Below are 20043 nucleotides of genomic sequence, written 5' to 3'. Positions count from 1 at the left end.
GGTATCTTGTAAGCGATTGCGGACCGCTTGCCTCGATTATAAAGCAGCGCTTTTTTGGGAAAATTGCAAATTCTTTCGATTCGACTCCAAATTTTTTCGGCCGCTATCCGTTTTGTTCCAGCCTTCGCTTCAAATAAACGGAAGGGGTGACGCCCTCGTACTGCTTGAACACCTTGAAGAAGTAATTGTAGCTGGCGAACCCCGCCTTGCCGTAAATATCCTTGATCCGGCTCTCGCCGTCTTCGATCAGCCGCTTGCTTCGGCCGACCCGCAGCCGGTTCAAATATTCCGTAAAGGAGGTGCCGGTCTCTTCCTTGAACAGATGGCTCAGATACGCCGGCGTCACGCCGATGCGGCGCGCCGTCAGCTCCAGCGAGATGTCGTCCGGATAATTTTCGCGGACGTACAGAACCGCTTCCTTGATGACCGCCGAATGGATCGGCCGGTCCGAATCGGGAACGAGCCGCTCGATCAGCCTCCGGTACCGTTCCTTCAGCCACTGCAGCAAATCGTCCAAATGAAAGAGGCGGGTCAATTCCCCTCTCGACGCCCAATCGTCGGGCTCCGGCCCGCAGCCGCGCTCCGGGCGATGCTGCCAGAACTTGTCGGCGATCGCGAGCAATTCGGACAAGACCCCCTGGATCGATCGCGCGCTTGCCGGGCCCTCCCGCAAGGAGCGGACAATGCCGTCCAGCGCTTCGCCGACCGCATGGACATCCCTCGCCTCCACCGCATTCCGGATCGCTTTCTCCTGGCCTAGGGTCAAACTCGCCGGCTTCTCCCCGTCGGTTCGCGCCCCCGCACCTGATGGGCCCGCATGCAGCTGCCGCATTCGCTCCTCGGCGTTGCCCGCGGCCTTCCGAAAGCTGTCGCGAACGCCGCCGGCCTGACGAACAGGCGGGCCGATTCCGAAGACCGCCTTCATGCCGAGATATAGATCGATGGAATATTCGATTCGCCCGAGCCGCTCTTCCGCGTCCCGGACAACCGCCCGTTCGTCGCTTCCGTCGCAGTAGAAAAGCAGGGCGATGTCCCCGCGCGCCAGCGGAACCGGTATCATCAACGACGGATCGCCGGTTCCGCTCTGCTCGCAGAGATCGACAATCGAACGGACCAGCCCCGTTCTCTCCCCGTCCGGCAGCGTTTCCGTCAGCAGCCGGAAATTCGCGATCTGCATCACCGCCGCGAAGCCGTTCCGCGCGCGCTCGCGGCTCCAACGGCGTTCCAGCCAGCCGCGCACCGAGTCTCCGCAGGCGTCCAGCCCCTGCAGCCACTCCGCCACCGCCAGCAGCGACGGCGCCGGCTCCCGCTCCGAAGCGTCGCTTGCCGGCCCGGCGCCCGCGGCTGCAGCCGCGGAACCGATGTCGCTCCGGGCTTTTTCCAACACTTGCAGCAGGCTCTCTTCGTCCAACCGATGCTTGAGCAGATAGTCGACGGCGCCGTTCTTCAGCGTCTCCCGCACGTACTCGTACTTGTCGTAGCTGCTCAGAACGATCACTTTCATATCCGGATGATATTCGTGCAGGTAGCGGCACAAGGCGACGCCGTCCATGACCGGCATATTCATGTCGATGACGGCGATGTGGGGGCGATTCCGGTCGATGGCCCGCATCGCTTCGATTCCCCCTTCCGCCTCTCCGACGATGACGAAGCCGTGCCGCTCCCAGTCGATCAGCGAGCACACGTAATGGCGCGCCAACCGTTCGTCATCCACCAACAGCACGCGCAGCATCGCAAGCCCCCTCTCCCTCCGCCAACGGCAAACGCAGCTTGACCGTCGTGAATTCGCCTTGCACGCTGGAGATCTGCAGCTGACTCTCCGGCCCGCACGTCATGCGGATCCGTTCCCGGACGTTGGCGATGCCGATCCCGCTGAAGCTTGAGCGTCCGGAGCCCTCCGTTCCGCCTTTCCGCAGCAGGCGCTCGATCTGATCGCCGCTCATGCCGACGCCGTCGTCGGTCACGCTCACGACGAGGAAGCCGCCGTCCCTGAACCCTTCGATGGCGAGGGTCCCCCCCTGTCGGAGCGGCGCCAGTCCGTGGATCATCGCGTTCTCCACGATCGGCTGCACGATCATCTTCGGCAGAACGCAGCCGTACAGCTCCGGGTCGATCCGGATGCGCGCCTCGATCCGGTTGTTGAACCTGAGCTTCTGAATGTTGAGATAAGCCTGCACATAATCCAACTCCTCCCGAAGTGTGACGAATTCCTTCGTATTTCCCAGCACCGCCCGCAGCAGATCGATCAGCGACGCGACCGTCTCCTCGATGTTCGAGGCGTGACGCAGCCGCGCCAAATATTTGATCGAGTTCAGCGTGTTGTACAGGAAGTGGGGGCCGACCTGCGCCTGCAGAGCCTGTAATTCCGCTTCCCGCTTCTGCCGCTCGCCGCGCTTGATGTCGTTCATCAGGACTTTTAATTGCTCGACCATCCCGGAAAAGGCGCGATACAGGTGCCCGACTTCGTCCTTCGTTCGGATGGATGCCCGCACGGTCATTCGTCCCTGCTTGACATGCTGAATGTCTTGGTACAGACGGCGCAAATTCCGGGTAATGCCCGCGGCGACGCCCATCGATACGATCAATACGGCGAGAAAAACGGCAGCCGCGGTTTCCGCCATCTGCAGCCGCAATTGCTGGTACCGGGGCAGCAGCGTTCGGACCGGGATCGCGCTCTGCGCCGTCCATCCGGCATAAGGCATGGCGGAGCTGACGGTTATATACCGCTCGCCGTTTATTACGATGCGGCTTGACGCTTTGGGGACCGCCGGCGGTTCGGCCGCCAACGTATGCAGCGCCGCATCCGCCGGCAGCTGCGGATTGCCGCTCACGATGATGCGGCCGTCCTGCGCCACGACATCGTTGGCGACGCCGGGCGTCAACCCGGCCTGATAAATCCTCTCGATCTGCCGGTAATCGAGCTCGGTAATCACCGCTCCGATCGGCCGGTTGTTATAATGAATCGGCCGCCCGACCATCAGCGCTTCGGGCTCGCCATCCGCGCCGCGCCGCAGAATATAGACATGCTTGCCGGCGCCTTCGGACACCTGCCGGATCGCGTCGTCCGTCAGCCTTTGCTTCTCCACCCATTCCGGCGTTCCGCTCGTGTACATCTTGCCGTTCAAGCCGACGACCGCAATGCTCGTGATCGGCGTCTTATAGGCAATCAGGTTGGTCAGCAGCGCCGTCACGCCCTGCTTTTCCCGAAACCATTCATAGGACGGGTCGAACGCGTCGCTGCGCAGCGCGGCGATAACGTCGACCGATCCGGAATCCGCCACGACGACGGTATTGATGCGATCGACATCCTCCAGGATCATCTGCATCACCTCGTTCGAGTGCCGGAGATTGTCTGAAGCGAAGCGGGTGGCGTTCCTCGTCGCTTCTCCGCTCATATGAATGTACAGCACGGCGGAAACGGCCATGAGCGAGAGCGCCGTCACGCAGCTGAAGGCGAGAAAGATCTTGGCGCGAATGCTCTGTCTGGCGAAGAAAAAAGAGCGCAGCATGGCGGAAGCCTCCCGATCGATCATTTGAAAGCGGATTCATATTTCCCGTCGCTTCCTGCTGGAAAAAGCCGAAAAGCCGGAGGGCGCTGTGTCCTCCGACTCTGCCGTTTCCGCTTCGGCCGCCTTACACCGGTTCCCGCGTCGCCGTTTTCACGATGGCGCGATCGTCGGCCCAGTGCTCCCGATACCACGTGCAAATCTCGAACGTGTCTCCGAGCTGCTCCATCCGCGCTTGCAGCATGGCGCGGTATTTGCGCACCGCCTCGAGATGCTCCGGGTCTTCGGCCAGGTTGCGCATCTCGTAAGGGTCCGCTTCGTGGTCGAACAAATATTCCGAACGGTCATGCCGCATTACGGCGTACGTATATCGTTTATCCCGAACCGCGCGCCATTCGTCCCCGTCCACCCACAGATGGGTATGCCCCATCCCTTGCAGGAACGCCGCCTCGGGCTCCGGCCCGTCCGAGCCGAGCGCCTGATCTTTTAATGACATCCCCTCGACCGATCCGGGGATCGGCAGGTTCATCAGCTCGAGCAGCGTCGGCATAATGTCCGGCGTGTCGAGGCAGGCGTCGGTCGCATGCCCCTCGGGCGTATGGCCCTTCCAGCGAATCAGGAACGGGATGCGGACCGCTTCCTCGTAAAATATCTTTTTGGCGATGCGCCCTTGCGCGCCGAACATCTCGCCGTGATCGGAAGTGAAGACCACGATGGTATCCTCGTCCAGCCCCATCTCCCCGATCGCGCGGCGCAGGCGGCCGAAATTCCAGTCGAGATTGGCGGTCATGGCGTAGTACACCTGCAGGAAGCGCTCCCGGTTCGGCTTCCAATTGTCCAGGAACCACTGCTCGTTCATCCCCCCGGGACGTCCCCAATACCGGTCTGCCGATCCGTCCTTGTAATTCGGCGGCTCCGGGAACCGGACGTCGCGGAACAGCCGATTGAACTCCTCGGGGCAGTTGTCCCAATCCCATGGGTCGTGCGGCGTTCCGTAATTCAGGAACAGGGCGAACGGCTTGGAACGGTCGGCGCCGCGCAGCCATTCGATCGCGAGATCGGTCTGAAAATCCGGCTCGTAGCCGGGCGTCTCCCGCCGCTCGTCGGTGTCGTTGTAGTAGAATCCTTTATAGTAGTGATGATTGAAGTTGTAGCCGGACCAATAGCCGTCGAAGCCGAGCCGATACGGCCCGGGCGGCACGAACTGCTGCGAATGGTCCGCGCCGTAAAGGTGCCACTTGCCGATGTATGAGGTCTCGTAGCCATGGCGCGTGACGACATGGCCGATGGCGTCCGAATCGGGCAGGCACCGCAATTCGTTGATGACCATGCCGGTGCTGCTCGGGTATTTTCCGGTAAACAGGCTGTTGCGGTGAGGACCGCAGACCGGATAGCCGGAGATGGCTTGCCGGAAGCTGACGGCCTGCGCGGCGAACTCGTCGATGTTCGGCGTATGGGCCTTCTCGTCGCCGGCATAGCCGCACGAGAAGTAACGCAATTGATCGGCCAGCACGTAAATCAGGTTGGGCTGCTTGCTCATTTTCTAGAAATCCCTCGCTTCCCTTGGATTGAAGCCTCATCTCGCCTTGAGTATAATTCAGGGCAAACGGCGTTTGAATAGGAATTACTGCAGAAAGGATGAGGTTTAGTGCCATATCCGCTCAATCCTAGCGCCAAACGCGGCGAGCTCTATACGGTTCCGTATCGCAACCGGCTGCCTTTGCAGGTGTCGATGGCGGGAATCAACGACTGCGATCCGGCCTACCGCAATTTGCGCGAGTGCGCAAGCATAACGGTGCTGGGCCATGTCATCGCCGGGCAAGGCACCGTCCGCGTCGGGTCGTCCGTCTGGCATCCGGCCGAAGGCGAGACGTTCGTTCTGCCGAAGTACGCCCTTCACGAGGTCTATGCCGAGCCGGACGACCCGGTTCATTGGGTTTATCTCTGGATGAACGTAGAGGACGATTCGGTTCTGGAACTGCTGCGGGCTTGCGGGTTCCATCAAGGCGCGACGATCGGCTGCGCCGAAGCGAGAAGCTTGTTCGAACAAGGGCTGAAGCTTGCTTCGGCGGGGACGGAAGACCCGGACGAGCTGCAGCGGAAATTTTCCTTGCTGCTGTACGAGATAGTCTACCGGCTGGGCTCGGCCGCGGTGCGGGCGCAGCGGACGTTGTCGGGAACGGTTCAGACCGTGAAGGATTACTTGGACGGGCATGTGGAATACCGGGTCACGATGGACGAACTCTCCAGGCAAACCGGTAAAACGACCCGGCAGATCAACGATGCGTTCAAACGCGAAATGGGAATGACGCCTTACCATTATGTTTTGCAGGAGAAGGTGACCCTGGCCAAGAAGCTGCTGGAGCAGACGGAGCTGTCCGTGCAGGAGGTAGCCGGGCGATTGGGTTTTGCCGATATGTATTACTTTTCGAACCTGTTCAAGCTAAAGGCGGGAATGGCCCCGGCTCATTACCGGAAGGCTCGCCGCTCTTCGGCGGCCCCTCCTTCGGACCTGAGGTAGAATTTTTCGGCTGCGGCAAAGAACCCGCCCGGTTCTGCGACCCGGCGGGTTCGTTTTTCGAACGTCGATTGTCACTCACATGCCGATTCGTTCGGCGAACCAATCCCAGTTCGCGCCCACCTGATCGGGACGATGGGAGTCGGAGCCGTAGACCAGCTCGATGCCGCGCTCCCGGCAAGAGTTCATGAACCATTCCGGCACATAAACCTCCTCGCACGTCGCCGCCCGGAGGCCGGCCACGTTCACGTCCACGCCGATGCCCGCCGCCTTCAACTTCGGGAGAAGCCCCTCCAGCCTGCGGCGAATGAACGCCTGATCCATCTCCGGCAGCTCCTTGCGGAACTTGCGGATCAGGTTCACATGGCCGATCCGCTTCCGCATCGGCAGCTGCGCCGCCCATTCGATCTCCATCTCCACGTGGTTGAAGTACTCCTCCACGACTTTGTCGATCGAGCCGTAATAACCGAGGAAGGCGTCCTTGAAGTCGTCCGCCGTGTAATCGATGCAGCGCATCGCGCCGCCCCGGCTCGGCAGATAATGCACGGATACGACCGCATCTTCCATCTGCGCCGCCCACTTGTCGACGATGCGGTCCGAAAAGTCCTCCTGCCGGTAGAGATAATCCATCTCCAGCCCGATGGCGACGTCGAGCCGTCCTTCATACCTTGCCTTCATTTCCTTCATATAGGCGAAATAGTCCGGCAGCTCCCGCTCGGGCATCGCCAGCTCCAGCATCAGCTGCGGGTTGTCCACCAGCTTGTCCGGAAGCGGCGGATGCTCGGTTACGCTGTATCTCTCGAAGCCCATCTCAATCGCCCGCTCCAGATACTCCTGCTGCTCGGCCGGATGACCGTGATAGCAGAACTTGCTGTGCGTATGCCCATCCCACTTCATGCTTCGCTCATCTCCCCATGAATTCGTTCTCCCTTTCCAACAGCCTGCTTATTTTCGTCTCCGTATCGAAATCCGGCAGCGGCATGTTGATCATCACCTGCAATCCGGGTACGTCGACGGATTCGAACGACAGATGCTCGAACGCCAGAGGTCCCGCCTCGGGATGATAAATCAGCTTTCGTCCTTCCGGAGCGTTCAGCACGTCGTGCTCCGCCCACCAGGCTCGAAACTCGAAGCTTTCTCGAGTCAATTCCTCGATCATCCCGGTTCTCCACGGATCGCCGGCAAACTGCGCATAACCGGCGCGGAACTGCGCGAGCCGCATTCTGGCGTGCGCTTCCCAACCTTCGCGTTTGAGCTCCCTCAACTCCGGCGAACGAAAAGCGCGCCATACGGAGTTGCGTTCGCGCTCGCTCATCCGGGCGTAATCGCCGAATACGGAGCAGGCCGACCGATTCCATGCCACGATCGTCAGCCGCGAATCCATCACGCAAGCCGGAGCGGCCCCCTGCCGATCCAAATAGCGCTGCAGCGTCGGGCTCCCGACGGGGGACGGTTCGGCGTGCGGCAGCAGCGGCTGCGGGCTGGCCAGGACCAGAAGATGGCGGCGTTCAATGGGATCGAGACGCAGCGCGTTGGATAAGCTTTCGAGCACTTGCAGCGAAACCTGGATCGGTCGGCCTTGCTCCAAGCGCGTGTACCAGTCCGTGCTGACGCCGACCAACTGGGCGACTTCCTCGCGGCGCAGCCCCGGAGTCCGTCTGCGGCGGCCGGACGGCAATCCGGCCCGCTCGGGCGTCAATCGATCGCGGCGGCCCCGCAGAAAATCGGCAAGCTCGCGTCGGCGGGCTTCATCGGCGCCCGCCCCCGGACGGACGTCTCTCGGATCGGCCGCAATTGCCGCAGGAGCGGCTGTCTCGAGTCTGTCAGGCGTTCGCGCGCGAACGGTCTCTTTTTCCGAATCCGCCGCTTCCGTTGGCGCCGCTGCGAACGGCTTCACTCGCAACTCCCCCTTATTCCATGCCGGACAGCGTTATCCTAAGACTTTTTGTCCCCGGATAAACTCGCTTCTCGTTGTCGTTTTTTTCTCATTATACACTAAGCGTGTCTCCGAATTCAGCGGAAGGAGGAGTACGAGTGGCAGGGGAAAAAAAGGAGGGTTACGATGAATGCAAGAATCGTTCTGTTGGCTGTCGCTTCCTTCGTGGTGGGAACGGTGGAATTGGTTATTGCCGGAATTTTGAATCTGATTGCCACGGATCTGAACGTTTCTTTGGGTGCCGCGGGGCAGCTGGTGTCGGTATATTCGCTCATCTTCGCATTGGGATCGCCGATCCTGCTCGCCTTGACCGCCCGCTGGGAAAGAAAAAAACTGCTTCTTGCCGCCATGTCTCTCTTTGTTGTCGGCTGCGTCGTTTCAATGCTGGCTCCAAACTTTACCGTGCTGCTGCTTTCTCGCGTGCTTCTGGCGGCCAGTTGCTCGGTCGTCGTGGTCCTGTCCGTCACGATGGCGGCTCATTTGGCAGCCCCCGAAACGAAAGGGAGAGCGATCGGGATCATCTTCATGGGCATCAGCGCCTCGCTCGTGTTAGGAGTACCGCTCGGAACCTTCGTCGGAGAGAGAGCCGGCTGGCGAATGACCTTCGCGCTGATTGCCGGTCTTACGTTAACCGTACTGCTCGTTCTGGCGAAGGCGCTCCCCAAGCTCGAGTCCGAATCGGCCGAGCCGCTGCGGCGGCAGCTTCGAACGCTGCGGACGCCCAAGATCTGGTCCGCCCATCTAATTTCAGTGTTGCAGATGACCGGGCAATTCGCTATTTATGCTTACATTTCCCCTTTTCTGAAAACAACAATGAATTTGTCGACGCAAACGATCAGTCTGGTGTTGCTGGTGTATGGGGCGGCCGGCGTTGCCGGCGGCTGGATCGGAGGCTGGGCATCGGATAGGCTGGGGGCCCGGCGCACCATTCTGATCGCCCTTATGCTCCATGCGGCCGCCATCTTCTTGCTGCCGGTCGCTTCTGCCTCGATGCCGAGCCTGCTCGCGGCCGTCATCCTGTGGTGCGCGTTCAACATGGCGCCGAGCCCGGCGATTCAGAGCTATCTGCTCGCATCGAGCCCGGGCTCGGCGGGGGTGCAGCTCAGCTTTAACACTTCGGCGCTGCATATCGGAGTGGCGCTCGGCTCCGCGATCGGCGGGCTGATCGTCAACCGTTATGCCGTTACTCTGAACGCCTGGGCCGGAGGAGGAATCGTGCTGCTCGCGATCGGCTCCGCATTATTTTCGATGTATGCTTCAAAAGAAACAAAATTCGAAGAGATCAACCGCGAACCGGCTTGATTCGGACCGCGAACGTCATCGGCTCGGCGGGAAGAAGGTACTTCCCCAACGTCGGCGCATAGCCGCAGCTATGGTTACCGAGGCCGCTGTGGGCGGCATCGAGCCGAATGACGGTTTCGTCTAGGCGCGTGAGCCGATGAACGTGAGTCGCGGTCGACAAGTCTTCCGTCGCGTAATGGCTCGCTCCGATACCGAACCAACGGCCGTTCACGGCTTCGAACCGCAGTCCGATGCCGGCGGCGTTCGTCACCTCCGCCCAGCGGATATCGGCTTTGCGGCCGTTTTCCTGCGGCTTGATGTAAGGAACGAACTGGTCCTGCACCGCCCCGCTGAATATGCCGAGCTTGCCGCTCTCCTTCCGGTCCGGGTAGCACTCGTGCGGTCCCCGACCGAACCAGGCGATCCGGTCGAAGCCCTCCGGCATTCGCAGTTCAAACCCAAAACGCGGCAGGGGAGGAAGCCCTTCGCGGGGCTCGAGCTTCGCCTCCAGCAGCCATGCTCCATCCGCCGACAAGGTGTAGCTCACCGCGCAACGGAAGGCGACGCCCTCGCCTCTCGCCCCGAGCGCCAAGTCCCCGCGAACCTGCACGCCTCCTCCGTCCAAGCGCTCGACCGTCGCTCCCCGGGGCAGCGCGACGAGGCGGTCGTAGCCGGCTTTTTTCCACTCCTTCGCCAGATGGATGTCGTTGTCGACCGGCGCCCGCCAGATGCCGATCTCGGGACCGAAGAGCAGCAGCGGCCTTCCCGCAAGCTTCCAGTCGGTTAACGCGCCGCTCTCCAGGCAAAAGGTCAGCGCATCGTCCTCTGGGCCTACCCGCAGCAACGGTTTGGTCCGTTCCCAATCAAGAGGCGGCATTACGGCCGGATGAGCCGGTTGCGAGGTGGCGTTCTCGTCCGCGACTTTCACCGGAAGATCCGCCCAAGCGGTCTCGTGCCCGGCCTCCGCCCAGAGCGTCGCCTCGCGCGTCGTCCAGCGCATTTGCAGCCAATATTCTCCCGCCGCTCCCAAGCGGTCCGTAGGCAGCGGCACTTTCACCGTCTCCGCATCGCCCGGAGGCGTCCGCAGCAGGGGCAGCTCCCCTTCGCATGCTTTCTCGCCGTCTCGCATAAGCGCCCATTCTCCGCGCAGATGGGCCAGCGTCCGAAAATCGTACCGATTTTCCAACGTCAACCGGCCGGTCAGGGGGTCCCAATCCCGAACTTTGACAGGTTCGATCGCCTTGGCCAGCTCCAGCATCGACGCCTTCGGCGTCCGGTCCGGAAACAGCAGGCCGTCCAGGCAGAACGGGCCGCTGTGCGGCTCCTCGCCGAAATCGCCGCCGTACGCATACACAAGCTCCCCATCGTCCGAGCGGCGCATCACGGCCAGATCGGTCCACTCCCAGACGAGACCTCCCAGAAGCCGCGGATACTCGTAAACGGCATCCCAATATTCCTGCAGATTGCCTGTCGAGTTGCCCATGGCATGGCCGTATTCGACCATCAGGTACGGGCGAGGGTCGATCTTGCGGCCTTCCGCGATCAGCATGTCTACGGACGGGTACATCGAGCTGACGATGTCTACGACCGGAGCTTCATAGGCCCGTTCGTAATGGATCGGCCGCGTGCCGTCGGCCTGCCGGATCCACTCGGCCATCGCGTCGTGGTTCGGCCCGTAGCCCGATTCGTTGCCGAGCGACCACATGATGACGGACGGATGGTTTTTGTCGCGTTCGACCATCCGGCGCGCCCGGTCCACGAACGCTTCCTTCCATTCCGGCCGGCCTGCCAGTTCCCCTTCGTTCCCGACAAAATGGAACCCGTGCGTCTCCAGGTCCGCTTCATCGATCGCGTACAGGCCGTAACGGTCGCACAAGTCGAGCCAGCGGGGATCGTTCGGGTAGTGGGACAAGCGGACGGCGTTGAGCCCCCAGCTTTTCATCAGGCGAATGTCCCGCTCCATGCTCTCGTACGGGATCGCCGCTCCCGTCAAAGGCTCGAACTCGTTCCGGTTGACTCCCTTGATCGTAATGGGCCGATCGTTGACCAGAAGATGTCCTTCCCGAACGGCCACGCTGCGGAAGCCGACCATCACCCGCTTGACCTCCAGCGTCTCTCCGTCCGGGCCGCCCAATTCGAGCAGGAGCTCGTACAGATCCGGCGTTTCCGCCGTCCAGAGCCGAGGCGAAGCGATCCGTGCCCGGCAGGCGACGGCCGTCTCTTCCCCCGGCGACGGCGCATTCGGCAGCTCGTGAAACTGCTCCAGAACGGCACGCCCCTCCCTGTCCAGGAGCTTGAGCCGCAAGCGTGCCGACGGGACCGGCGAAGCCCTCACGCCGCCAGCGATTCGGACGTCCGCGTCCAGCTCCGCCTCCGCCCCTCCGCGACCGATATGCGTGCGGACCGTTGCATCCCGGATGTAGACGGGGGGCAGGGCGAGCAAGTAAACGTCGCGAAAAATGCCGCTCAGCCGCCACTTGTCCTGGCTCTCCAGGTAGCTGCCGTCCGACCATTGGTACACCCGCACCGCCAGCGTGTTGCTCCCCGGCCTCAGCAGCACCGTAATATCGAATTCGCTCGTCAGATGGCTCCCTTGGCCGTAGCCGGCCGGCTCCCCGTTCACCCACACGTGAAAGGCCGAGTCCACCCCTTCGAACACGAGACGGACATTTCGGTCCCGCCAGCTCTCTTCATAATGGAATTGCGTCCGGAAGCAGCCCGTGGGATTGTCGAGAGGAACGAGCGGGGGATCGATCGGAAAAGGATACGGACAGCTGCTGTAATGAGGCCGCCCGTATCCGTGAAGCTGCCAATGTCCCGGCACCGGGAGCTCGTCCCAGTCCGCGTCCGGGTAGGACGGGGACTCGAAACCGTCCGGCGCGTCGGACGGGCGTTTCGCGTACCGGAACTTCCATCTCCCGTTCAGCAATCGGAAAAAAGGCGATTGTTCGCGAGGTTGGCTTAACGCGCTCTCCGCGTCCGCGTAAGGGATCAAGTCGGCATGGGCGGGCTCCAGGCTTCGGCCCAGAACCCGAACGTTCATCCAATCCGGCGCTTCCGCTTCATGGCCGAACCGTTGCATATTCATCCTCCGTTCCGCACGTTCTCAAAAAAGCTTTCGCCTCCGACCTGCCCGCCTTTGAGCGCCAGCTCCAGTCCGTCCATCGGCGAATCTTCGGCGAAGGTCCGAATCAGAGGAACGCCGGGCGCGAGCGAAGACACGCACTCCAAGGCGCCGACGCCAAGCTCGCGGACGACGTACCCCGACGTGTCGCCTCCCGCGACGAGCAGCCGGCTCAGCCCGGTGTCGGCGATCAGCGTCCGGCTGAGCCTTCCCAATTCGGCTCCGAGCAGCCGGCTGCTGTCCTCGGCCTTCATCCCGAGTTCGCTCAACGTTTCGCGAAGCTCGGCGATGCCGGGATCCTCCGGGCCGGAAGCGGAGTACAGGATCACGCTGCGTCCGGCGTTCAATTTCTCCCGCGCCTCGTTCAGCAGCTCCGCCCGGGCTTGCGCCGCCGTGTCCGGCCGCGCAAGCCTGCCGGCCGGTACGCGGATGGCGGCGAAGCCCGCGGCGGTCGCCTGCTCGATCTGCCGGCCGGTTGCCGGCGAACAGCTGCCGGACACGACCAGCAGCCGATCCACGGGAGATACTTGCGGCGCAGAGACCGGTTGTTCCTGTTTTCCTCGACCGCCTCTTCCCCAGCAGGCGGCCAACGCATCCTCCACGCCGGACGAGCCGACGACGAACAGGCCCTCTTCCGAGCGGAGCGCCTCCTCCCAGATGAGCCTGCCCGCCGCCTCAAGATTCGCCTCGTCCAACGCATCGAACAGCACCAGCTCCGGCCGCTCCGTTCGCAGAAGCTCCTCCAGCCGTTCCGCCGTCTCCTCCGGCGCTCCGGCCAGCGCCAATACGTCCATCAGCGCGGAGCTCATCTCCGTCTGCAAACGCAGATGCCTTCGCAAATCTGCTTCCGCCATCGGCGTCACCGGGTGCCGCGCCATCGTCGGATGGCGGTCCAGCCGGTGTACCGTTCCCCCTGCCGCCGCGAAATGCTGCCCGAACACGGTGTAGCGGCCCAAGTAAGGCGCGCCGGCCAGTACCGGAACGTAACGGCACGCGGCAAAAAGCTCTCTTCCGAGCTCCGCCGCCTTGCCGATGCTGCCGATCCGCGGGGACGAGTCGAACGTCGAGCAAGTTTTGTAATGGACGACGGCGGCGCCCAAGATCTTCATCGTCCGAAAAATCGGACGCAGCTCCCGCTCCATCTCTTCCGGCGTCAGCGATCGGCCGACGCCGGCCACGCCGAATGCGTCGAGTCCCGCGAAGCGCCCTTCCAGCAGCGCTTCCGTCGGCGGTTCCAGGAACAGCGCCGCCTTCAAGCCGGCGTGGAACAGCGCCTCCAGCACGTCGGTCGACCCGGTGAAGTCGTCGCCGTAATAGGCGAGCAGCCGCTCCCGTCCCTTCGGCCGAGGGATCGGAGCCGAATTTGCCGTCGCGGCGGATTTCCCGGTTTTTGCCGGTTCGCCGTTTGAGCGATTTTCCGGCTCCCTTCCCCAATCGTTCCTTTCGTTCATTCTCCTCTCAACCTTTCCCGTACTTCTCGACGGCTCTCCGCAGCGCCGGATGCCGCTGCGCTTGACGCTCCAACGGAACGCCGGCGACAGCCGCTTCCCAGGCGAGCTTCATGCTCTCGAAGCCGGCCGCCGGACCGTCCGGATGGGCCAGCATGCCCCCGCCCGCCAGGTGCATGACGTCGACGCCGCCGGCCGCTTCGTAAGTGGGGGCCGCCATGCCGGCCCACTGTCCCGAGGAGACGACCGGTAGCGTCCGGTAGCCGCCGAACAGCGGCTCGCCGCAGGCCCGGATCGAGCGTTCGACCGATTCGTTCGTCTCGTAAAACTTGCTGTTCAGCCCGTTGACGTGCAGGTGATCCGCCCCGGCCAGCCGGCACAGCTTCTGGAAAGCCCCGAATTCGACGCCGAGCAGCGGGCAGCGGGTCAGCATTCCCCATTGGTTGCGGTGGCCGTGAATCGGCACCTCGCTGTAGCCGTTCAGGTGCGCCAGCCCGGCCAGCCCCACGCTGAGCACGCTGACCATCACGCACGTCCCTCCGGCCTTCACGACCGAGTCGTGGCGGCTTCGCAGCTCGTCGATCTCGCCGGTAATATTGAAGGCGTACATCAGCTTCCGCCCGGTAACGTCCGCCGCCCGTTCCACCGCCTCCGTCACCGCCCGCAGCTTTTGCTCGAACGGCAGGTAGAGCGGGCTCGCGTTCAGCTCGTCGTCCTTGATGAAGTCCATTCCCGCCACCGCGAGATCGTAAACCAGCCGGCCGAGCTCCTCCGCGGACAGACCGACGCTCGGCTTGACGATCGTGCCGAGAATCGGGCGATCGTAGACGCCGGTCAGCCGGCGGGTGCCTTCCACGCCGAACTTCGGTCCCGGATAGCGGTCCGCGAACGCGGCCGGCAGCTCCAGATCGAGCAGCCGGAGGCCCGAGAGCTCCTGCAGCTCGTACAGATTGCCCGCCACCGCCGACAGCAGGTTCGGAATCGACGGCCCGAAGTTCAGCAGCGGATACGAGATCGTAACCCGTCCCCGCCGGAATTTCCCGTCGTGGCCGGACGGCAGCTTCGCCCCCGGCAGCGCCGGAGAGGACGCCTCCTCCAACGCTTCGATCGCTTCGATCCGCGCGCCGTGGCGCTCCTTGAGCGCCTCCGTCTCCCCGGGGACCGCCGTAAACGTTCCCGTCGACTGCTCGCCCGCGATCACCGCGGCCGCCCTCTCCAACGAGTAGGGCGTCTCTACCAAATAGACCGCCCGGACGCGGTCCGTGCTGCGGCTGGCGCCGGTGTCCTCATCCCGTCCGGCGTCCCGGACCGCGTCGTAATCGTTCGCGGCGGCGCCTCCGGAACCGGCGGCTGCGCCCTTTTTCGCCCAGGTATCCCGTTCACTCATGAAGGCTCTTTCCCTTCGCTCGACCGCTCGCGCTCCAGCCGCGCAAGCTCCGCCTTCACCTGGGCGACGCCGAAGCGCGGGCTCGACAGCACCGGCTTGCCGGTAGCGGCGACCAGCGCTTTCTCCATGCGGGCCATCGAGCCTTGGGCCAGCACCAGCGCGTCCGCTTCGGAGGCCGCATTCACCGCGGCCTCGAGAAGCAGCCGGTCGTGCTCCTCCGGACGGCCGCCGACCAGCGCATCGAACGCTCCCGCCGCCAATCCGCTGACGATCGTCACTTTTCGGCCAGCCGCCTCCGCCTGCCTGCCGACCAGCCGCATCGTCGGCTCGAGCGTCGACGGAAGCGTGGCGAGCACCGCGATGCGGTCATAGCGGGCCGCCGCTTCCGCGGCCATCGCCTCGTCGATCTTGACGATCGGCACGCCGATCAGCTTGCGCGCGTCATCGGCCACCTCGCCCACCGACGAGCAGGTGTTCAGAATGACGTCGGCCCCGAGCTCCTCCCCGTTGTGAAAATATTGCACCAGCCTTCTCGCCACGCCTGGCGGCACGTGCCCGGCTCTCACGACGTCGCCGATCAGGCTGTCGTCGATAATGTTGACGAGCCGCACATCCGGCAGCAGCTCCCGAAAAACTTCCTTCAACGGATCGGCCAACCCTTGGCCGGTATAAACGGCAACGACCGTTCTCATTGCGGTCCCTCCTCCATGAAATTCCCTTTTAGCCTTCCACTCCGCCATACGCAGACCATGAACTGCTCATTTCTCTTCCTTACGCCGCATTTCCATCAAAGAGGGTAACTAGATTCGTCTCTTTCGCCAACCGCGCCGCATTTCCGTCAAAGAGAGTAACCAGGTTTGTCTCTTTCACCAACCACGTTGCATTTCCGTCAAAGAGAGCAATCAGATTCATCTCTTTCACACCCCGAGTCGAATTTCCATCAAAGAGAGTAACCAGATTCGTCTCTTTCACCAACCACGTTGCATTTCCGTCAAAGAGAGTAACCAGGTTTGTCTCTTTCACCAACCACGCTGCATTTCCGCCAAAGAGAGCAACCAGATTCGTCTCTTGCCCGCATGCAGCCCATTCCCCACCTGCGAAGTCAACCGTCCGCCTTCCTGCGGAAGCGAGAACGGGCGGCCGCCCCCTAGCTAAATCCTCCTTACCACACCAGCTCGCGTTCCGGACGGCGGTAGTCGCCTTCGCGCATCGGCGCCTTGTCGTATACCTTCCGGCCGCTGTAGAACGGATGATTCTCGCCTTCCGGAGAGATGCCGACGACGTCGTCGCCCCGCCATTGCGTCACGAACGTCTGGCCGACCGCCGTCTCGACCGTGGTGCGCATCGACAGCGGGAACGTTACCGTGATCGTCTCTCCGGCACGCGCCGGACCCAGCAGCAGGAAGCACCCTTTGACGAACCGGCTCGGGTCCATGCCCCCGCCCTCCGATCGCTCCCCTTCATGCTCGCGGACGAAACGCACCTTCGTATAGCCGGCCCATTCGGGAATGCGAATCTGCAGCTCTTTCAAATCCTGATGCACATGCAGCGTCACCTTGCCTTCATGCGGCAAGTAGCTGTCCACGTCCAGCCATTTCGAGCCCCGGCTCAGCAGCAGGTTGACGCTGACCGTCCCGGCGCTCTCCGTTACCGTGTTGCTCCAGCCCATGAACAGCCCGCGCGTTCCCGAGCCGAGGCAGCACAGCTGCAGGTCGTTCACATGCCCGCGGCCGTGGTTGACGTTGCAGCAAAAATCGTTCGGCGCCGAGTAGCCGGCGAATGCGCCGCGCGAGCGTTCGGCGACGTTCGTGTACGTAATCCGCCCCGGAACGTTGCGCGAGCGGTCGTCCGTCTCCTTCACCCAGCTCAGGTCGAGAAGCTGCGATTCCGCCAGATGGTTGCGCAGGAACCGCTCCACCGTTCCCCAATACTGCGTGTAGCCGCTCTTCGCCAGCGTGATGCCGGTGGAGATCAGGTCCACCAGCGAGCACGTCTCGTGCTCGTAAGCCTGCTCCTTCAGGTCGCCCGGCGTCCAGCCGAATCCCGTGCTGATCGTCAGCGCCCATGCGTAGCTCTTCTCCACGAAAGCGATCAGCGACGCGTCTCCCGTGAAGACGCCGAACCGGGCCAGCGCGTCCAGCGTGCCGACTCTCGTATGGAAGTGGCCGCTCCGGTAGGCGAGCGCGTCGTTGAAGCTGCCGTCCTTGTTGAACACGCCGCTGCGTTCCACGATAAGCGCCGCAAAAAAACGGCACAGCTCCAAAGCGTCCTCGTTGCCCGTCACCTCATGGTACTTGAGCAGCGGCATGATGAGCCGCCCGCAGAACGCCGCCGGGTCCGGAGCCAGCCGCAGCTGCACCGCGTTGGCGGACGGCCAGCCGCCTTCCTTGTATTCGGAGGCCGGATAGTACCACACTTCCCGTTCCTTGACCGCGATCCGCTTCAACGCGGCCACGTGCCGGTCCGCCGCCTCCTTCGCTTTCGGGTCGCCCGTCGCCATAAACCACGTCGTCAGCGAGAGAATGACCGCGCGTTGGTCGATCAGGTTGGCGTTCGGCTCCCACTTGTAATTCGGATTGATCTGCCGGTAGCTCAGCCCGTCTTCCTTGAAGAACGACAGCAGATTTTCGCGGTACCTTCTCTCGACGTCTTCGCCTTCCGTCGAACCCGACATGTGGCGCGCCAAGATCATCCCGTCGACCATGCGCCCGTGGGAAGATCCGAAGTCCCAATCCCCGTGCGTCAGGTGAGCCGGTTCCACCATCAGATTGGCGGCAAAAAACGGAATGCCCCCGTAATCCTCGTCCGCCATTCCCTTCATCGCGTTCAACGCCAGCCCCGCGCGCTCCTCCAGCAGCAGCGTGTCCGGAATTTGTCTTTTGCTCATCGTTTGCGCTCCTCCGTTCCCGAGCCGATCCGGCTGCGGTATTCTCCGATCGTCCGGCCCGTCTTCCGTTTGAAAATTTGGCTGAAATAACGGTAATCCTCGTAGCCGACTTTTTGCGCGATTTCGTAGTTTTTGTAAGACGGCACCTTCATCAACTCCAGAGACTTGCGAATGCGGACTTCGGTCAGGTAATCGACGAAGTTGCGCCCCGTCGTCTTCTTGAACAGCCGGCTCAAATAGTCCGGATGGAGAAAACGCGTATCGGCGATCTGCTGCAGCGACATCGGTTGATCGTAATGGTTCTCGATCAGCCCGACGATCTCCCGGACGATGCGGGCTCCCGATCGGGCTCCGGCGCGTTCGCGCTCGGCCAGCACGCCGGGAAGAATATCCCGCTCGAACAGGTCGCGCACCGACGCCGCGTCTCCCCGCTGCCTAACCGATTCGGCCGACGCCTGCGGATGTTGGCCGCAGATCGCTTTAAGGCTCGTTCCCTGCGCCTGAAGCTCCTTCTCCAGCGAGTGGATCAGCAGATCCGCGCTCCCGTGAAGCTGGTCCACGGTCGACTCCGGAGTAGCGACCGCCGAGAACCACCGCCCGAACGCCTCAAGCGCCTCCTCGCGGCCAAGCTGCAGCGCGAGCAGCAGCTCCGCTTCCCGCTCGCGCGGATAAGGCGCCGGCTGCGCCGCAGCCTCCGACGGCCGCAGCAGCGCCCCGCCCTCGCCCAGCCTGCGCCCGCCGAGCGCCGCCTTCGCCTGCCGGAACGCTTCGCGCAGCCGGCACGCCTCCTCCCCATCCGCCTCGCAGACGCCGAGGCTGACACTGACGCCCTGCCGCGCCTGCCAGGCGGCTTGAAGCTCGGCCAGCGCCCGGTTCACGCCGGCTTCGTCCAGCCGCTCCGCGGCGATCGCCCCCGCGAAGTCGGCGCCGCCGTCCGGACAGGCGACGATCGACAGCTCTCCGTCGCCGCCGAAGTGAAACGCCCGGCTTCGCGCCCATCGCTCGCGAAGCTCCTCCAGGGCGGCCCCGGCATCCGCCTCGCCGCCCCGGTAAACGTCCGCGCGAGCAACGAACGCCGCGCGCCGCTTGCCTCGCCAGGCGGGCGGCACTTCCGCGCCGCCGCCGGCCGTATCCGCCGCTTCCCGCTCCAGCAGCAGTCGCCGCAGCCAATCGTTCCCGTCGCCGCCCGAGCCCGCCCCGCTCCGGTTCATCTCGTCCCGGCGGTCCAGCTCCGCCAGCGCTTTTTCCAGCACGGCCCCGAGTTCTTCCCGCTTCACCGGCTTGAGCAAATAATCGAACGCCTTCTGGCGGATCGCTTCCTTCGTGTATTCGAAATCCGAATAGCCGCTGACGACGACGGTCAGCAGCTCCGGCAGCTCGCTCCGCAGCATGCCGAGCAGCTCTTTGCCGTCCAGTCCGGGCATGCGCATGTCGAGAAAAAGCACGTCCGGCTTCCGTTCCTTGGCCATCTCGAAGGCGTCGCTTCCGTCGCCCGCCTCGCCGACCAGGCGCAAGCCCATGGCGTCCCACGGGATCAGTTGGATCAGGCCGCGCCGGATCCATTTCTCGTCGTCGACCACCATCACGGTCCGCATGCGATTCCCCTCCTCAAGCAAGCTCCGAACTTGCCGCGTTTTGCCCGGCCTCTCTCCAACTCCGCTTCATGCCCTTGCAGCCCGCTCAGCACTCTCTAAGGCCGCTCCAACTTCACTTCGTGCACTTGCAGACCGCTCAGCTCCCGCTAACGCCGCTCTTAGTTCATTCCGTGCACTTGCAGCCCGCTCAGCTCCCTCTTACGCCGCTGCAACTTCACTCCGTGCACTTACAGCCCGCCCAGCTCCCTCTTACGCCGCTCCAACTTCTCTCCGTGCACTTACAGCCCGCCCTGGATCGTCTACACTAAGTTGGACAGAAAAAATGAGGGGGAGTAGAATCGATGAAACGATAAGGAGCGGA

Annotated in this window: 14 protein-coding genes; 2 read left to right on the top strand and 12 right to left on the bottom strand. The window is 63.0% G+C overall.

Annotation, left to right across the window (positions count from 1 at the left end):
- Positions 1-103: 103 nt before the first annotated feature.
- From H7C18_RS20210 to H7C18_RS20200, 3 genes are all read right to left on the bottom strand, one after another.
- On the bottom strand, positions 104-1732 hold the full coding sequence (locus H7C18_RS20210; protein ID WP_185130915.1) for a response regulator: 1629 nt from the start codon (positions 1730-1732) through the stop codon (positions 104-106).
- Entirely contained in the window at positions 1707-3509 is a 1803-nt protein-coding gene (locus tag H7C18_RS20205; RefSeq protein WP_185130914.1) for a cache domain-containing sensor histidine kinase, read from the bottom strand. The genes H7C18_RS20210 and H7C18_RS20205 overlap by 26 nt, the downstream gene beginning before the upstream one ends.
- 124 nt (positions 3510-3633) lie before the next feature.
- Entirely contained in the window at positions 3634-5046 is a 1413-nt protein-coding gene (locus H7C18_RS20200) for a sulfatase family protein (RefSeq protein WP_185130913.1), read from the bottom strand.
- Positions 5047-5154: 108 nt separating this feature from the next.
- Between H7C18_RS20200 and H7C18_RS20195 the strand changes: the two genes are divergently transcribed.
- A complete protein-coding gene (locus tag H7C18_RS20195; RefSeq protein ID WP_185130912.1) occupies positions 5155-6027 on the top strand; it encodes a helix-turn-helix domain-containing protein in 873 nt (290 codons plus the stop codon).
- A gap of 75 nt (positions 6028-6102) precedes the next feature.
- Here H7C18_RS20195 and hisJ read toward each other — a convergent pair whose 3' ends face one another.
- On the bottom strand, positions 6103-6921 hold the full coding sequence (gene hisJ / locus H7C18_RS20190) for a histidinol-phosphatase HisJ (protein ID WP_185130911.1): 819 nt from the start codon (positions 6919-6921) through the stop codon (positions 6103-6105).
- Positions 6922-6928: 7 nt separating this feature from the next.
- Positions 6929-7921 carry a helix-turn-helix transcriptional regulator gene (locus H7C18_RS20185; protein ID WP_337913798.1) on the bottom strand — a complete coding sequence of 331 codons (993 nt, stop codon included), beginning with the start codon at positions 7919-7921 and terminating at the stop codon, positions 6929-6931.
- 165 nt (positions 7922-8086) lie between these two features.
- Here H7C18_RS20185 and H7C18_RS20180 point away from each other — a divergent pair, with 165 nt between their 5' ends.
- Positions 8087-9262: an MFS transporter gene (locus H7C18_RS20180; protein WP_185130910.1), complete on the top strand. Its 1176-nt coding sequence runs from the start codon at positions 8087-8089 to the stop codon at positions 9260-9262.
- Here H7C18_RS20180 and H7C18_RS20175 read toward each other — a convergent pair.
- From H7C18_RS20175 to H7C18_RS20145, 7 genes are all read right to left on the bottom strand, one after another.
- Positions 9243-12323 carry a glycoside hydrolase family 2 TIM barrel-domain containing protein gene (locus H7C18_RS20175; protein ID WP_185130909.1) on the bottom strand — a complete coding sequence of 1027 codons (3081 nt, stop codon included), beginning with the start codon at positions 12321-12323 and terminating at the stop codon, positions 9243-9245. The genes H7C18_RS20180 and H7C18_RS20175 overlap by 20 nt on opposite strands.
- A 2-nt stretch (positions 12324-12325) precedes the next feature.
- Entirely contained in the window at positions 12326-13816 is a 1491-nt protein-coding gene (locus H7C18_RS20170; RefSeq protein ID WP_185130908.1) for a four-carbon acid sugar kinase family protein, read from the bottom strand.
- A gap of 7 nt (positions 13817-13823) precedes the next feature.
- Positions 13824-15200, bottom strand: a complete 1377-nt coding sequence (locus H7C18_RS20165) for a ribulose-bisphosphate carboxylase large subunit family protein (RefSeq protein ID WP_185130907.1) — start codon at positions 15198-15200, stop codon at positions 13824-13826.
- Positions 15197-15892, bottom strand: coding sequence for an aspartate/glutamate racemase family protein (locus H7C18_RS20160; RefSeq protein ID WP_185130906.1), 696 nt, complete (start codon positions 15890-15892; stop codon positions 15197-15199). Before H7C18_RS20160 ends, H7C18_RS20165 begins: the two co-directional genes overlap by 4 nt.
- Before the next feature lie 79 nt (positions 15893-15971).
- Positions 15972-16226, bottom strand: a complete 255-nt coding sequence (locus tag H7C18_RS20155; RefSeq protein ID WP_185130905.1) for a hypothetical protein — start codon at positions 16224-16226, stop codon at positions 15972-15974.
- 136 nt (positions 16227-16362) lie between these two features.
- On the bottom strand, positions 16363-18087 hold the full coding sequence (locus H7C18_RS20150) for a glycoside hydrolase family 127 protein (RefSeq protein ID WP_185130904.1): 1725 nt from the start codon (positions 18085-18087) through the stop codon (positions 16363-16365).
- Positions 18084-19682 (bottom strand): response regulator transcription factor, encoded by a 1599-nt coding sequence (locus H7C18_RS20145; protein ID WP_185130903.1) that lies wholly within the window; start codon positions 19680-19682, stop codon positions 18084-18086. The genes H7C18_RS20150 and H7C18_RS20145 overlap by 4 nt, the downstream gene beginning before the upstream one ends.
- Positions 19683-20043 lie beyond the last annotated feature (361 nt).

The sequence above is a fragment of the Cohnella zeiphila genome, from assembly GCF_014212055.1.
GTDB classification, from domain to species: Bacteria; Bacillota; Bacilli; order Paenibacillales; family Paenibacillaceae; genus Cohnella; species Cohnella zeiphila.
The sequence above is the reverse complement of the archived record's forward strand: the minus strand, read 5'-3'. Positions and strand labels throughout refer to the sequence as shown.